Below are 15,931 nucleotides of genomic sequence, written 5' to 3'. Positions count from 1 at the left end.
GCATTGCATTCCGGGAGCGTCCATATATGTTACCTCGCGCCCGACCCGGTAGCCGCAAGGGATAAGTCGAGGGCACCGCGCAGCGGCGATTTTGTTCGCCAGAGCCCGGGGGGGCAGGGGGCGGCGGCGATTGGCCGCCCCCTGCGCGCTCCCTGCGCCAGTGACTATATGTGGCTTAACACATCAAGGAGCGCAACAGGAAGATGAATCAATATATTTAAAAAAGGCCTGACATTGCGCCAGGCCTTCTGCGTTAATTAATTACGTTTTTCCAGCAGAGTCCGGTAAATCAGACCACCGATAATGCCGCCGACAATTGGCACCACCCAGAAGAACCACAGTTGTTCTAACGCCCAGCCGCCCTGGAAGATGGCAACCGCAGTACTGCGCGCCGGGTTAACGGAAGTGTTAGTCACCGGAATACTGATTAAGTGAATCAGCGTTAATGCCAGACCAATGGCAATTGGTGCAAAACCCGCCGGAGCGAATTTGTCGGTTGCGCCGTGGATCACCAGCAAGAAACCTGCACTCAATACCAGTTCAACTACCAGCGCGGAAAGCATGGAATAACCGCCTGGTGAATGCTCGCCATAACCGTTAGAAGCAAAACCGCTGGCTACCGCGTCAAATCCCGTTTTACCACTGGCAATTAAATACAGCAGCGCCGCTGCAACAATACCGCCGACAACCTGGGCAATTACGTAGCCAACGACTTCTTTTGCCGGAAAACGTCCGCCAGCCCATAAGCCAATAGTGACCGCCGGGTTAAAATGACCACCAGAAATATGACCAACAGCGAAGGCCATCGTCAGAACGGTTAAACCGAATGCCAGCGCCACGCCGGTAAAACCAATACCTAATTCCGGGAAGCCTGCGGCCAGTACGGCACTACCACAGCCACCAAAAACAAGCCAGAAAGTACCAAAACATTCAGCTGCTAATTTTCTGAACATATCCACCTCAATTAAAAATTGACCCTGTGAAAAATATGGTCGTTTTATAGGGTCGTCGTAAAAAAGTGACGACGGAAATAATGCGCGGCTATTTTAAAAACGAAGGCGAGTCATTCACCAGATAAATAAATCCAGTAAATTTGATTTAGGGCAACAGCGGGTTGCCCCATATAGTCATTTGTCTGATTGACAGTGTAGTGCAAGCAAAAGATTTAATCCTTTAGGCGTAATAAAAAATAATTTATCATGCTAATTATTTGATTTTGTTGTTTTTGCAGACTTATCAGCAAGAGGGAGTATAACGCGATTATTCGCTCATTTTTCAGACATTTGCCATGCTTAAATGTGATGTCATCACGTATTAGCAAGGCCTTTCCCGTTATACTGCCAGCGTAAAGGATAAGTCACATATTTCTGGAGGGGATATGATTCTTGAGCGCGTTGAAATTGTGGGTTTTCGCGGTATCAACCGTTTGTCGTTGATGCTGGAACAAAACAACGTCCTGATTGGGGAGAACGCGTGGGGTAAATCCAGCTTGCTGGACGCCTTAACTCTGCTGCTATCGCCAGAATCAGATCTCTACCATTTTGAGCGCGACGATTTCTGGTTCCCGCCGGGAGATATCAACGGGCGAGAACATCATCTGCATATTATTTTGACCTTCCGCGAATCGCTGCCAGGCCGACATCGGGTTCGCCGCTATCGGCCGCTGGAAGCGTGCTGGACGCCATGCACCGATGGTTATCATCGAATTTTTTATCGCCTGGAAGGAGAGAGTGCGGAAGATGGCAGTGTGATGACACTCCGCAGTTTTCTCGATAAAGACGGACATCCGATTGATGTCGAGGATATTAACGATCAGGCACGCCATCTGGTGCGTTTAATGCCGGTGCTGCGCTTGCGTGATGCCCGTTTTATGCGCCGTATTCGTAACGGCACGGTGCCAAATGTCCCTAATGTGGAAGTCACCGCGCGCCAGCTCGATTTCCTCGCCCGTGAGTTATCCTCACATCCGCAAAATCTCTCTGATGGGCAGATTCGTCAGGGACTTTCCGCAATGGTACAGCTGCTTGAGCATTATTTCTCTGAACAGGGGGCCGGACAAGCGCGATATCGTTTAATGCGGCGGCGGGCCAGTAATGAGCAACGAAGCTGGCGCTATCTGGATATCATCAACCGGATGATTGACCGACCAGGAGGGCGCTCGTATCGGGTTATTTTGCTCGGCCTGTTTGCTACTTTATTGCAGGCAAAAGGCACATTGCGACTGGATAAAGACGCCCGTCCATTGTTGCTGATCGAAGATCCAGAAACCCGTTTACACCCCATTATGCTTTCAGTTGCCTGGCATCTGTTGAATCTTCTGCCATTGCAGCGCATTGCCACCACCAACTCGGGTGAGTTGCTTTCGTTAACGCCGGTAGAGCATGTTTGCCGTCTGGTACGTGAGTCCTCTCGCGTTGCCGCCTGGCGTTTGGGTCCGAGTGGCTTGAGTACCGAAGACAGCCGACGTATCTCTTTCCACATTCGTTTTAACCGTCCGTCATCGCTGTTTGCTCGCTGCTGGCTGCTGGTGGAAGGCGAAACGGAAACCTGGGTTATCAATGAACTGGCGCGTCAGTGTGGACATCATTTTGATGCCGAAGGGATCAAGGTCATTGAGTTTGCCCAGTCCGGGCTAAAGCCACTGGTTAAATTCGCCCGCCGGATGGGGATTGAATGGCATGTACTGGTCGATGGCGATGAAGCAGGGAAGAAATATGCCGCTACGGTACGCAGCCTGTTGAATAACGATCGGGAAGCCGAACGAGAACATTTAACGGCGTTACCGGCGCTGGATATGGAACATTTTATGTATCGCCAGGGATTTTCCGATGTGTTCCACCGCGTGGCGCAGATCCCGGAAAATGTGCCGATGAATCTGCGTAAAATTATCTCGAAAGCGATCCATCGCTCTTCCAAACCCGATCTTGCCATTGAAGTGGCAATGGAGGCAGGACGTCGTGGTGTGGATTCCGTACCGACGCTGCTGAAAAAAATGTTCTCACGCGTGCTGTGGCTGGCGCGCGGTCGCGCGGATTAACCGCGAAACATCGTGGCCATTTGTGGCTGAATAGCGTCGAGCATCTCATAGCGCCGACGGTATTCAGCCCGTTTTTTACTGGCGATTTCGGCAATCTCTTTTCGTGCTATCTGTGCCGGAAGGCGGTAATGGCGTTCAGCATCACATACGCCGCCAACCGACTCCCAGAACGCGTTGTAATCAGCATGGATCTTGCCTTCTTTATCGCGATAACGCAGGCTGCGGTAAATATGTGTTTCATTGCTGACGGCAATGATCTGCTCTACCTGCAAACGTTGGGCAAACAGACAGGCCGCTTCCATCACGAGACGTTTGGGAAATAGCCCGTGGCAGGCTTTCGTCGCATTCTGGATTTCCTGATGTGGAATTTCCCATTTCGCACCTTGCAGCCCGCCAATAAACATTGTTCTTTTCCCCTGGTATTCACACAGAGTAAAGGTGATCTCTGCCAGAGGAATACCTTCGCTGTTGCGGAACAGGATTGTGCTGTCACCTTCTTTATCCATTGAGATCATCATGGTCAGCTCAAGTGTGAACTGCTCGCCGTTTTTGCCTTCCAGCTTCGCCAGTTGCAGCCCGGGAGTATTCAAATATAAGCTGAATTCTTCTGCCGACATGCAGGCACGAAGCAATGCATAATGGTAACGTAACGCCTCCAGCAATTGCTTGCGGCTAAGATTCGCCGCAAGGTAAGGGCGATGCAGACGCACAGGCAGTCGCGGCTGGCGCGTTAACAACACATGGAGATTCGGCCAGTGGGAAAGTTCGTTCATCCACTCAACGCTTAAACGCGGCATAATCAACGAGCGCAGCAAAAATTTCTGGCGAAAACTACGGCGATGCCAAAATTTACCCGGCCGACACTGTCCACGTGCCAGACTAAGAAAAAGTGACAGGCTGCTGAGAGATTCAGATGGCGTAAAGGTCCGTTCAGTTAGCTGCGACATATTCATGAAATCAATGGTTATACATAACGTCGATTTCACCATGGCGTATCTTAACCAAACATCAATAGTGTGATTACTAACGTAAATTTTAGGGTTTTGTTGATATTTCGTTGAAGTTAATGACCCGGATTGGCATATGGAGTATTCAGAATATTTATGAAAAAGCGGAAAACCGTGAAGAAGCGTTACGTTATTGCGCTGGTGATAGTCATTGCCGGGCTGATTACGTTATGGAGAATTCTTAACGCACCCGTGCCGACTTATCAGACGCTGATTGTGCGTCCAGGCGATTTACAGCAAAGCGTGCTGGCGACCGGAAAGCTGGACGCGCTGCGTAAGGTTGACGTGGGTGCACAGGTCAGCGGTCAGTTGAAAACGCTGTCGGTGGCGATTGGCGATAAAGTAAAAAAAGACCAGCTTTTAGGGGTTATTGATCCTGAACAAGCTGAAAACCAGATCAAGGAGGTGGAAGCAACGCTGATGGAGCTACGCGCGCAGCGGCAGCAGGCGGAAGCGGAGCTGAAACTGGCGCGGGTGACGTATTCCCGTCAGCAACGTCTTGCACAAACGCAGGCGGTTTCACAGCAGGATCTCGATACCGCCGCGACGGAGATGGCTGTGAAACAGGCGCAAATTGGCACCATTGACGCGCAAATCAAGCGCAATCAGGCCTCACTCGATACGGCTAAAACCAATCTCGATTACACCCGCATCGTTGCCCCGATGGCCGGGGAAGTCACGCAAATCACCACTCTGCAAGGCCAGACGGTGATTGCCGCACAACAAGCACCGAACATTCTGACGCTGGCAGATATGAGCACCATGCTGGTAAAAGCGCAGGTTTCTGAAGCGGATGTAATCCACCTGAAGCCGGGGCAAAAAGCCTGGTTTACGGTGCTTGGCGATCCGCTGACGCGCTACGAGGGGCAAATCAAGGATGTGCTACCGACGCCGGAAAAGGTTAACGACGCTATTTTCTATTACGCCCGTTTTGAAGTACCCAACCCCAATGGTTTGCTGCGGCTGGATATGACCGCGCAAGTGCATATTCAGCTCACCGATGTGAAAAATGTGCTGACGATCCCTCTGTCGGCGTTAGGCGATCCGGTTGGCGATAATCGTTATAAAGTCAAATTGTTGCGTAATGGTGAAACACGCGAGCGTGAAGTGACGATTGGCGCACGTAACGATACCGATGTTGAGATTGTCAAAGGGCTGGAAGCGGGCGATGAAGTGGTGATTGGTGAGGCCAAACCAGGAGCTGCACAATGACGCCCTTGCTCGAATTAAAGGATATTCGTCGCAGCTATCCTGCCGGTGATGAGCAGGTTGAGGTGCTGAAGGGCATCAGCCTCGATATTTATGCTGGTGAGATGGTGGCGATTGTCGGCGCTTCGGGTTCCGGTAAATCGACCCTGATGAATATTCTCGGCTGCCTGGATAAGGCCACCAGCGGCACCTATCGCGTCGCCGGTCAGGATGTTGCCATGCTGGACGCCGATGCACTGGCGCAACTGCGTCGCGAACACTTCGGCTTTATTTTCCAGCGTTACCATTTGCTTTCACATTTAACCGCCGAGCAGAATGTTGAAGTACCCGCCGTCTATGCGGGTCTTGAGCGGAAACAGCGACTGCTTCGTGCCCAGAAGTTATTGCAACGACTGGGGCTTGAAGACCGTACAGAGTATTATCCGGCACAGCTTTCGGGTGGTCAGCAACAGCGCGTCAGCATCGCGCGGGCATTGATGAACGGCGGTCAGGTAATTCTTGCCGATGAACCGACAGGCGCACTGGACAGCCATTCCGGTGAGGAGGTAATGGCGATCCTGCATCAGCTGCGCGATCGCGGGCATACGGTGATTATCGTCACTCATGATCCGCAGGTTGCTGCTCAGGCAGAGCGGGTGATCGAAATTCGCGACGGCGAAATTGTGCGCAATCCTCCCGCCATTGAAAAAGTGAATGTTGCTGGCGGGACGGCACCTGTTGTCAAAATGGCCTCTGGCTGGCGGCAGTTTGTCAGCGGTTTTAACGAGGCGCTGACGATGGCATGGCGGGCGCTGGCAGCGAATAAAATGCGTACTTTACTAACCATGCTGGGGATTATTATCGGTATTGCGTCGGTGGTTTCAATTGTCGTGGTGGGCGATGCCGCCAAACAAATGGTGCTGGCGGATATCCGTTCTATTGGTACGAATACTATCGATGTCTATCCCGGAAAAGATTTTGGCGATGACGATCCGCAATATCAGCAGGCGCTAAAGTACGACGACTTAATTGCCATCCAGAAACAACCGTGGGTCGCCTCAGCCACACCTGCCGTCTCGCAAAACCTGCGCCTGCGTTATAACAATGTTGATGTGGCTGCCAGTGCCAATGGCGTGAGCGGCGATTATTTCAATGTCTATGGCATGACCTTCAGCGAAGGGAATACCTTTAATCAGGAACAGCTGAATGGCCGTGCGCAAGTCGTGGTTCTCGACAGTAATACTCGCCGTCAGCTTTTCCCCCATAAAGCAAATGTGGTTGGCGAGGTTATCTTGGTTGGTAATATGCCAGCGAGAGTCATCGGCGTGGCAGAGGAAAAACAGTCGATGTTTGGCAGTAGTAAAGTGCTGCGCGTGTGGTTACCTTACAGCACGATGTCCGGGCGAGTTATGGGCCAGTCGTGGCTGAACTCTATTACTGTCAGGGTGAAAGAAGGATTTGACAGCGCTGAGGCGGAACAGCAACTCACGCGTTTACTTTCACTGCGCCACGGTAAGAAGGATTTCTTTACCTGGAACATGGACGGCGTCTTGAAAACCGTTGAAAAGACCACACGTACTTTACAACTGTTTCTGACGCTGGTGGCGGTGATTTCGCTGGTGGTGGGCGGTATTGGTGTAATGAATATTATGCTGGTGTCAGTGACCGAGCGGACGCGGGAAATTGGCATTCGCATGGCTGTAGGTGCGCGAGCAAGCGATGTTTTGCAACAGTTTCTGATCGAAGCCGTACTGGTTTGCCTGGTCGGTGGCGCGTTGGGAATAACACTGTCACTGTTAATTGCTTTCACCTTGCAGCTTTTCTTACCCGGCTGGGAGATTGGTTTTTCACCGTTGGCGCTGCTGCTGGCGTTTCTCTGCTCGACGGTCACCGGGATTTTATTTGGCTGGTTACCCGCACGAAATGCGGCACGACTGGATCCAGTAGATGCTCTGGCACGAGAGTAATTTTTGAGATAAAAATGCCAGCCGATCGGGCTGGCATTTTGCCTTTAGGATGTACACAATGAGACAGAAGAGCTATGCGACTGCCGCTTCTACTTCGAAGGGCACAATAACACTGGCGTGATTGCCTTTTGGCCCCTGGTGGACATCAAACTGAACGGATTGTCCAGCTTTTAGCGTTCTGTAACCATCCATCTGAATGGTGGAATAATGAGCGAAAATATCTTCGCCGCCGCCTTCAGGGCAGATGAAACCAAACCCTTTGGCATTGTTGAACCACTTAACAGTACCCTTTTCCATGCTTCGACATCCTTCGCAAATCTTATACAAGTAAGATGGAATAAACCGGGGTCAGAGAGGGGGCTGTTCAAAACCTCGCCAACTCTAGAAATACAATTTAGAGAATTAGGGCGAGCCGTCAAGCATTTGACAGGGGCCAGGGGGCAGGTATGAATCAAAAATTTGAAGCAGTTAACGCTATTGACAGGAATGTGACAGATGTCGCTGATGCCAACGATAGATGATAGTTATCTATCATGTGGAGTAGATTGGTCAGGCAAATAAGCTCTTGTCAGCGGCAGGGCGTTCTGCCGATAACCGTAACCGAAGATGATAACTGACAATGGGTAAAACGAACGACTGGCTGGACTTTGATCAACTGGCGGAAGAAAAAGTTCGCGACGCGCTAAAACCGCCATCTATGTATAAAGTGATATTAGTCAATGATGATTACACTCCGATGGAGTTTGTTATTGACGTGTTACAAAAATTCTTTTCTTATGATGTAGAACGTGCAACGCAATTGATGCTCGCTGTTCACTACCAGGGGAAGGCCATTTGCGGAGTCTTTACCGCCGAGGTTGCAGAAACCAAAGTGGCGATGGTGAACAAGTACGCGAGGGAGAATGAGCATCCATTGCTGTGTACGCTAGAAAAAGCCTGAATGCAGGCATAAAAATTGGGGGAGGTGCCTATGCTCAATCAAGAACTGGAACTCAGTTTAAATATGGCTTTCGCCAGAGCGCGCGAGCACCGTCATGAGTTTATGACCGTCGAGCACTTGTTACTGGCGCTGCTCAGTAACCCATCTGCCCGGGAGGCGCTGGAAGCGTGTTCTGTGGATTTGGTTGCGCTCCGTCAGGAACTGGAAGCCTTTATTGAACAAACCACACCCGTTCTGCCTGCCAGTGAAGAGGAGCGCGACACACAGCCAACGCTGAGTTTTCAGCGTGTACTGCAACGCGCGGTCTTCCATGTCCAGTCCTCCGGTCGCAATGAGGTTACCGGTGCAAACGTTCTGGTCGCTATCTTTAGCGAACAGGAGTCGCAGGCGGCATATCTGTTGCGCAAACATGAAGTCAGCCGTCTCGATGTGGTGAACTTTATCTCTCATGGCACGCGTAAAGACGAGCCGACACAGTCTTCTGATCCTGGCAGCCAGCCAAACAGCGAAGAACAAGCTGGTGGGGAGGAACGTATGGAGAATTTCACGACGAACCTGAATCAGCTTGCGCGTGTGGGCGGAATCGACCCACTGATTGGTCGTGAGAAGGAGCTGGAGCGTGCTATTCAGGTTCTCTGCCGTCGCCGTAAAAACAACCCGCTGCTGGTGGGGGAGTCTGGTGTCGGTAAAACCGCGATTGCGGAAGGTCTTGCATGGCGAATTGTTCAGGGCGATGTGCCGGAAGTGATGGCTGACTGTACGATTTACTCTCTCGATATCGGTTCTCTGTTAGCGGGCACAAAATATCGCGGCGACTTTGAAAAACGTTTTAAAGCGTTGCTCAAGCAGCTGGAGCAGGACACTAACAGCATCCTGTTTATTGATGAGATCCACACCATTATCGGTGCGGGTGCAGCCTCTGGTGGTCAGGTTGATGCGGCTAACCTGATCAAACCGTTGCTCTCAAGCGGTAAAATTCGCGTAATTGGTTCGACAACCTATCAGGAGTTCAGCAACATTTTCGAGAAAGACCGTGCTCTGGCGCGTCGCTTCCAGAAAATTGATATTACTGAACCGTCGATCGAAGAAACCGTACAGATCATCAACGGCCTGAAACCGAAGTACGAAGCGCACCATGACGTGCGTTATACCGCAAAAGCGGTGCGTGCAGCGGTAGAGCTGGCGGTGAAATACATTAACGATCGTCATCTGCCGGATAAAGCCATTGACGTTATCGACGAAGCGGGCGCTCGCGCACGCCTGATGCCGGTAAGCAAACGCAAGAAAACCGTTAATGTGGCGGATATTGAGTCCGTGGTGGCCCGTATTGCGCGCATTCCAGAGAAGAGTGTTTCTCAGAGTGACCGCGATACCCTGAAAAACCTCAGCGATCGCCTGAAAATGCTGGTCTTCGGTCAGGATAAAGCCATTGAGGCGCTGACTGAAGCCATTAAGATGGCGCGTGCAGGTTTAGGTCACGAACATAAACCAGTCGGTTCGTTCCTGTTTGCCGGCCCTACCGGGGTCGGGAAAACAGAGGTGACGGTACAGCTTTCGAAAGCTTTGGGCATTGAGCTTCTGCGCTTTGATATGTCCGAGTATATGGAACGCCATACCGTCAGCCGTCTGATTGGTGCGCCTCCGGGATACGTTGGTTTTGATCAGGGCGGTTTGCTGACTGATGCGGTCATCAAGCATCCTCATGCGGTGCTGCTGCTGGACGAAATCGAGAAAGCGCACCCGGACGTGTTCAATATTCTGTTGCAGGTGATGGACAACGGTACGCTGACCGATAACAACGGACGCAAAGCGGACTTCCGTAACGTGGTGCTGGTGATGACCACTAATGCCGGGGTACGGGAAACTGAGCGTAAATCCATTGGTCTTATCCACCAGGATAACAGCACCGATGCGATGGAAGAGATCAAGAAGATCTTTACACCGGAATTCCGTAACCGTCTCGACAACATTATCTGGTTCGATCATCTGTCAACCGACGTGATCCATCAGGTGGTGGATAAGTTCATCGTCGAGTTGCAGGTTCAGCTGGATCAGAAAGGTGTTTCCCTGGAAGTGAGTCAGGAAGCGCGTAACTGGCTGGCCGAGAAAGGTTACGACCGGGCGATGGGCGCACGTCCGATGGCACGTGTCATCCAGGACAACCTGAAAAAACCGCTCGCCAACGAGCTGCTGTTTGGTTCTCTGGTGGACGGCGGTCAGGTGACGGTTGCGCTGGATAAAGAGAAAAATGAGCTGACTTACGGATTCCAGAGTGCACAAAAGCACAAGGCGGAAGCAGCGCATTAATCTAATTGTTAGGTAGGTTGGTGAAGTCCGTAATCTCGAAAGAGGTTACGGACTTTTTGTTTGTAGGGTGGAACGGTGAAAACCCTATTTTTGGAGGTGAAGGTAAGTTGTTGATAATTAATGGTGCTGGAAGGTAAGAATAAAAAAGGGTGGCAGCAGGAAAATGAGATGATTTTTCTTTATTAACAACGAGCTAAACGTGTAGTATTTGAGTTCACTGCCGTACAGGCAGCTTAGAAAGCCAATCGAAAGAAAAACTCGATTTTTATACCGTTCACTGCCGTACAGGCAGATAAAATGCGAAAAAAAAGCCCGTACTTTCGTACGAGCTCTTCTTCAAATATGGCGGTGAGGGGGGGATTCGAACCCCCGATACGTTGCCGTATACACACTTTCCAGGCGTGCTCCTTCAGCCACTCGGACACCTCACCAAATTGTTTTGCTGCCTGACCTCATGGGGGGCAACGGGGCGCTACTATAGGGAGTTGGAGTAAAACGGTCAAGAAGAATTTTACTGACAATTCTCGTTTGCTCATACTGTAAACAAGTTGTGCAGTATATCTACATCGAGACAAGTTATGTACTTATACTTCCAACGTTCTTCGTACAAAATAAAAAGGCCGGTTAAACCGACCTTTTACGCGTTCTTTCTCTTCGCCCATCAGGCGGTAAAACAATCAGCGACTACGGAAGACAATGCGGCCTTTGCTCAGGTCGTACGGGGTCAGCTCAACAGTCACTTTGTCGCCCGTCAGGATGCGGATGTAGTTTTTACGCATTTTACCGGAGATGTGTGCAGTAACCACGTGACCGTTTTCTAACTCTACGCGGAACATGGTGTTAGGCAACGTTTCAAGAACGGTACCTTGCATTTCAATATTGTCTTCTTTGGCCATCTAATCCTCTGGGGTATCACTACCGTAATTTGAACCGGCAAGATAATGCCGAAGTTCTGTAAATAAGTAAAGATTTGCGCGCTAAATCGCAACAAACAGGTTCGGCGCATTACTCCGAAAACACACGGCTAAGCCGCACCAAAAGCGCAACGTATAAGGGAGCGGTGAGATAAACGATGGGCGTTACCTGACGCGAAAAATTCCTTATCGGCAGCGGGGTAATGAGCGTAACCAACTCTGCGACCGCAATTATAACACTCTGGGGAGAAATGTGCCGAAAACATTCATTCTTGTGGTGAAAACAAGCACCGTGGTACCCAGAAATTATTCGGCAATCGTCCGAGGCGCATTTGATTGAGATAATTTAGATAATCCCGTCGGGGAATTTCGCAGGCACCAAGCGACGCTGTGTGATCGTTAAGGACCTGGCAGTCGATGAGTTTACCGCCATGGCGGATAAATTCCTCACAGAATACCAGAAGCGCCGTTTTGGACGCGTTTTCCATCCGGCTGAACATAGACTCGCCACAAAATAGCGTTCCCTGGGCCACGCCGTACATACCGCCGACAAGCTCATCTTTACGCCAGACTTCAATGGAGTGGGCATGACCGAGTTCGTGAAGGCGATGGTAGGCTTCGACCACGCCACGCGTGATCCAGGTTCCTTCTTCGCGATCGCTGGCACAGCCTTCAATGACCTGACCAAAGGCGTAATTCATCGTGACACGATAGGGCGAGCGTTTATGAAATCGCTTCATACTACGGCTGATATGCAGTGATTCTGGCCATAGCACCGCGCGAGGATCGGGCGACCACCAGAGGATGGGGTCGCCTGGAGAAAACCACGGGAAAATACCACGCTGATACGCCATTAACAGGCGCGCAGGGCTAAGATCGCCCCCAAGTGCCAGCAGGCCGTTAGGCTCACGTAATGCGCCTTCCGGGGAAGGGAAGGCTATTGAATGGCGAGAAAGCTGAACCAGGCGCATGACCGCAAAACCCCACGCAAGTCGGATCGTTCAATAATAGCTTACAAACCCTGCTTAAACTGGTAATAACGCCCCTGTCGGGCAAGCAGTTCTGCGTGAGTACCTTGCTCAATAATTTGCCCGTTGTCCATCACTATTATTTGCTGGAAACGAGAGAGCCCGCGAAGTCGATGGGTGACCATTAACACCGTTTTCTCACGCATCATTTCTGCAAGTAATTCAAGGATCTGACTTTCAGTTGTGGCATCTAAGCCTTCGGTAGGTTCATCCAGCAATACCAGTGGCGCATCATGTAACAGCGCACGGGCGATAGCCAGACGGCGCAGTTCACCACCGGAGAGCTGGCGTCCGCCTTCACCTAACCAACTGTTGAGACCTGCATCCTCGAGCAGCTTCTCCAGACCAACTCGACGCAAGATCTCCGCCAGAGCTTCATCACTACTGCCAGGCGAGGCGAGTAACAGATTATCACGCAGCGTGGCGCTAAACAGATGCACTCGCTGTGGCACAACGCTGATGGTCTGGCGCAGAGTTGCTTCGTTCAGGCTGGCTATGGGACTATCGTTAAGTAAAATCTCGCCCTGTTGCGGGTCCCATGCGCGGGTCAGCAGTTGTAACAATGTTGATTTACCGCATCCGGTTCGCCCGAGAATCGCAATATGTTCTCCGGCGTTTACCTGAAGAGAAATCCCTTTCAGTGCTTGTTGGGATTGCTCCGGATAAGTGAACTGAACATCCCGTAACGTCAGCGAAACGCAATCGGCAACACGGGTTTGGGTATCAGGGAAGGTGACTTCAGGTTTTTGATCCGTTAAATCGGTGATCCGTACGGCAGAGGCAATGACTTGCCCCAGATGCTGAAATGCACCCGTTACTGGTGCCAGTGCTTCAAACGCGGCTAACGCACAGAAGACAAACAGGGCAATTAACGCGCCTGGTTGAGTATTGCCACCAACGCCGCCAGACGCCATCCACAGCATCAGGATCACCGCTAACGCGCCAATTAACAGCATTATTGCTTGCGACAAAGCTGTCAGTTCAGATTGACGGCGTTGCGCTTCCAGCCACTGAATTTCAGTATTCTCTAATTGCGTGCGATAACGATCGCTGGCACCAAAAATGGTCAGCTCAGCTTGCCCTTGCAGCCAGGCTGTCAGTTGTTGGCGATACTGCCCGCGAAGATGAGTCAGATTTTGCCCGGTGCTTTTTCCCGCACGATAAAACAGCGGTGGCATCAGCAAAAGCGTCAGTAACATAATGCCGCCCAGCGTAAAGGCGAGGGTGAAATCAAGGAAACTTAACCCGATTGTCACCACCATAATCACCACAAAAGCGCCCACCAGCGGCGAGATAACGCGCAGGTAAAGATGATCGAGCGTATCAACATCCGCCACCACGCGGTTGAGCAATTCGCCCTGACGATAGCGCTCCAGTCCGGCAGGGGAGAGGGGGAGCAATTTGCTGAAGGTGTAAATGCGCAGATGCTGCAACACGCGGAAAGTCGCGTCATGGCTCACCAGACGTTCAAAATAACGCCCGGCGGTACGGGTGATTGCTGCGCCACGCACGCCTGCAGCGGGTAGCATATAGTTGAAGCTATACAGTCCTGCAACGCCCGCCACCGCTGAGGCGGAGAGGAACCAGCCGGAAAGTGTCAACAGACCGATACTGGCGAGCAGTGTGACAATTGCTAGCACAATGCCAAGGCTTAACATCCATTTATGACGTTTATACAGAGCCAGATAGGGTAGCAAAGCGCGCATTTAAATCTCCTCCTGACGATGGGCCAGCAATGTGGCAAAAGGACCGTTAGCCACGCTTAATTCCGCGTAACGTCCTTGCTCGATAATCTGACCATCCTGCATTACCCAAATGACATCCCAGTCAGCAAGATCTTCTAACTGGTGGGTGACCATTAACGTTGTCTGGCGCAGAGAGGCGGCATTCAGCGCCTCCATTACGCGCTGTTCACTGTGAGCATCAAGGCTTGCTGCGGGTTCATCCAACAGTAATAGCGAACAGGGATTCAGTAATGCACGCGCCACCGCCACACGTTGTGCCTGGCCTACGGAAAGGCGGGCAGCCTGGTCGCCAACAGGCGTATCAACTCCTTGTGGCAGGAGCGGTAGAAACTCACTGACCCACGCGTTATCCAGTGCTGTTTGTAACTCTTGTTCGCTGGCATCAGGTCGTGCCAGCAGTACGTTATCTCGTAGTGTTGCTGCTGGTAATTGTGGATTTTGACCAACCCAGGAGAGATGCTTACGCCATGATTCCGGTGATAAATCACGTAATTCTATTCCGTTGATCCGTAGCGATCCCTGATATGAAAGAAAACCGGAAAGCGCATTCAGTAGTGAGCTTTTACCTGAACCGCTACGACCAACCAACACCGCTCGTTGGCCTGCTGGCAAAGTAAAGTTCAACGGACCTGCCAGCGTTTTACCTTCCGGCGACGTGATAAACAGATCCTCGGCCTCAATGGTCACCGGATCGGCCGACGTTAATTCAGCCTCACCGCGCTGCGGATGGGCGAGCGGGGTTTCCATAAACGTTTTCAGACTGTCTGCCGCGCCAACAGCCTGGGCTTTAGCATGATAAAACGTACCCAGATCGCGCAATGGCTGGAAAAACTCCGGCGCAAGGATCAGGGCCAGAAACCCCGCAGCCAGCGTCACGCCAGTATCGTAGTGCCCAAAATCCAGCTCACCGAGATAGGAAAAACCAAAGTAGACCGCCACCAGAGCAATTGACAGCGAGGTAAAAAATTCGAGAATGCCGGAGGATAAAAACGCCAGCCGTAGCACTTCCATTGTCCGTTGGCGGAAATCTTCCGAAGCAGAACGAATACTTTCAATTTCAGCTTCACCACGACCAAAAATACGCAATGTTTCCATGCCGCGAAGGCGATCTAGAAAATGCCCACTTAAGCGAGCAAGAGCGAGAAAGTTGCGTCGGTTAGCATCGGCAGCCCCCATTCCAACCAGCGCCATAAATAACGGAATTAACGGAGCAGTGCCCAGCAGAATGAGCGCCGCAGCCCAGTTAGAAGGGAAGATAGCCACCACAATCAGCAACGGCACCGACACTGCCAGCGCCATTTGCGGCAGGTAGCGTGCATAGTAATCATGCATATCGTCAATTTGCTCGAGTACCAGCGTCGCCCAGCTCCCCGCCGGTTTACCCTGAATCCACGCTGGCCCTGCTTGTTGCAGACGGTCGAGAACCTGACGGCGGATGGCAAAGCGGATATGCTGCCCGGCGTGATAACCCACTCGTTCGCGTAACCAGACCACCCATGCGCGCAGTACAAAGGTCAGAACCAGTAACGTAAAGGGAAGCAGCAGGGCTTCACGGGGAATACTCTCCATAATCATATGTTGCAGAATACGCGCCATGAACCAGGCCTGGGCAATGATCAATATGCCGCTCACAAAGCCCAGTAGACGAGAAATATTCAGCCAACGTTGGGAGATGACGCTTTGCTGTTTTAACCAGCGGGTTAACTCTTTTTGACGGGATTTATTCATTGCACGCTTAGCAGGTGAGTTATCAGAATTATTTGCAGAGCAATGTTACAACGGGGAAAAAATAAAGGCG

The 15,931-nt window shown here is 51.3% G+C and carries 13 protein-coding genes and 1 tRNA gene; 6 read left to right on the top strand and 8 right to left on the bottom strand.

The genetic code is table 11. The features are described 5' to 3' along the window. Window positions 1–257 precede the first annotated feature (257 nt). Window positions 258–953: an aquaporin Z gene (aqpZ, locus tag HEN33_RS17280; RefSeq protein ID WP_074501056.1), complete on the bottom strand. Its 696-nt coding sequence runs from the start codon at window positions 951–953 to the stop codon at window positions 258–260. A gap of 425 nt (window positions 954–1,378) precedes the next feature. Here aqpZ and HEN33_RS17275 point away from each other — a divergent pair, with 425 nt between their 5' ends. Beyond that, window positions 1,379–3,037, top strand: coding sequence for an ATP-dependent endonuclease (locus HEN33_RS17275; RefSeq protein ID WP_000599806.1), 1,659 nt, complete (start codon window positions 1,379–1,381; stop codon window positions 3,035–3,037). Here HEN33_RS17275 and HEN33_RS17270 read toward each other — a convergent pair. After that, the gene (locus HEN33_RS17270) at window positions 3,034–3,990 is read right to left on the bottom strand and encodes a VirK/YbjX family protein (RefSeq protein ID WP_134736206.1); all 957 of its coding nucleotides are present in this window, start codon (window positions 3,988–3,990) and stop codon (window positions 3,034–3,036) included. The genes HEN33_RS17275 and HEN33_RS17270 overlap by 4 nt on opposite strands. 150 nt (window positions 3,991–4,140) lie before the next feature. Between HEN33_RS17270 and macA the strand changes: the two genes are divergently transcribed. Then, complete coding sequence (gene macA, locus HEN33_RS17265; protein WP_000746460.1) at window positions 4,141–5,256, top strand: macrolide transporter subunit MacA; 1,116 nt, start codon at window positions 4,141–4,143, stop codon at window positions 5,254–5,256. Then, the gene (gene macB / locus HEN33_RS17260; RefSeq protein WP_176262570.1) at window positions 5,253–7,199 is read left to right on the top strand and encodes a macrolide ABC transporter ATP-binding protein/permease MacB; all 1,947 of its coding nucleotides are present in this window, start codon (window positions 5,253–5,255) and stop codon (window positions 7,197–7,199) included. Before macA ends, macB begins: the two co-directional genes overlap by 4 nt. A gap of 72 nt (window positions 7,200–7,271) precedes the next feature. Here macB and cspD read toward each other — a convergent pair whose 3' ends face one another. Further along, the gene (gene cspD / locus HEN33_RS17255; RefSeq protein WP_176262571.1) at window positions 7,272–7,496 is read right to left on the bottom strand and encodes a cold shock-like protein CspD; all 225 of its coding nucleotides are present in this window, start codon (window positions 7,494–7,496) and stop codon (window positions 7,272–7,274) included. A gap of 149 nt (window positions 7,497–7,645) precedes the next feature. Here cspD and yljB point away from each other — a divergent pair, with 149 nt between their 5' ends. The 3 genes from yljB (at window position 7,646) to clpA (ending at window position 10,446) form a co-directional block, all read left to right on the top strand. Continuing rightward, window positions 7,646–7,720, top strand: a complete 75-nt coding sequence (gene yljB / locus HEN33_RS26405) for a protein YljB (RefSeq protein ID WP_001406719.1) — start codon at window positions 7,646–7,648, stop codon at window positions 7,718–7,720. A 98-nt stretch (window positions 7,721–7,818) separates the two neighbouring features. Beyond that, window positions 7,819–8,139: an ATP-dependent Clp protease adapter ClpS gene (gene clpS / locus HEN33_RS17250; RefSeq protein ID WP_000520781.1), complete on the top strand. Its 321-nt coding sequence runs from the start codon at window positions 7,819–7,821 to the stop codon at window positions 8,137–8,139. Between the two features lie 30 nt (window positions 8,140–8,169). Then, window positions 8,170–10,446 carry an ATP-dependent Clp protease ATP-binding subunit ClpA gene (gene clpA / locus HEN33_RS17245; RefSeq protein ID WP_000934050.1) on the top strand — a complete coding sequence of 759 codons (2,277 nt, stop codon included), beginning with the start codon at window positions 8,170–8,172 and terminating at the stop codon, window positions 10,444–10,446. A gap of 343 nt (window positions 10,447–10,789) precedes the next feature. On the opposite strand, the gene HEN33_RS17240 is transcribed toward clpA, so the two are convergent. From HEN33_RS17240 to cydD, 5 genes are all read right to left on the bottom strand, one after another. Beyond that, window positions 10,790–10,877 (bottom strand) — tRNA-Ser (locus HEN33_RS17240). 246 nt (window positions 10,878–11,123) lie between these two features. Then, on the bottom strand, window positions 11,124–11,342 hold the full coding sequence (gene infA, locus HEN33_RS17235) for a translation initiation factor IF-1 (RefSeq protein WP_001040187.1): 219 nt from the start codon (window positions 11,340–11,342) through the stop codon (window positions 11,124–11,126). A gap of 284 nt (window positions 11,343–11,626) precedes the next feature. Next, window positions 11,627–12,331: a leucyl/phenylalanyl-tRNA--protein transferase gene (gene aat / locus HEN33_RS17230; protein WP_176262572.1), complete on the bottom strand. Its 705-nt coding sequence runs from the start codon at window positions 12,329–12,331 to the stop codon at window positions 11,627–11,629. A 41-nt stretch (window positions 12,332–12,372) separates the two neighbouring features. Then, a complete protein-coding gene (gene cydC / locus HEN33_RS17225) occupies window positions 12,373–14,094 on the bottom strand; it encodes a heme ABC transporter ATP-binding protein/permease CydC (protein ID WP_176262573.1) in 1,722 nt (573 codons plus the stop codon). Then, complete coding sequence (cydD, locus tag HEN33_RS17220) at window positions 14,095–15,861, bottom strand: heme ABC transporter permease/ATP-binding protein CydD (RefSeq protein ID WP_001043631.1); 1,767 nt, start codon at window positions 15,859–15,861, stop codon at window positions 14,095–14,097. It lies immediately after the preceding gene. Between the last annotated feature and the right edge of the window lie 70 nt (window positions 15,862–15,931).

The sequence above is a fragment of the Escherichia sp. 94.0001 genome, assembly GCF_013369155.2.
Taxonomy (GTDB): domain Bacteria; phylum Pseudomonadota; class Gammaproteobacteria; order Enterobacterales; family Enterobacteriaceae; genus Escherichia; species Escherichia coli_F.
This window is presented reverse-complemented; position numbering and strand designations above follow the sequence as displayed.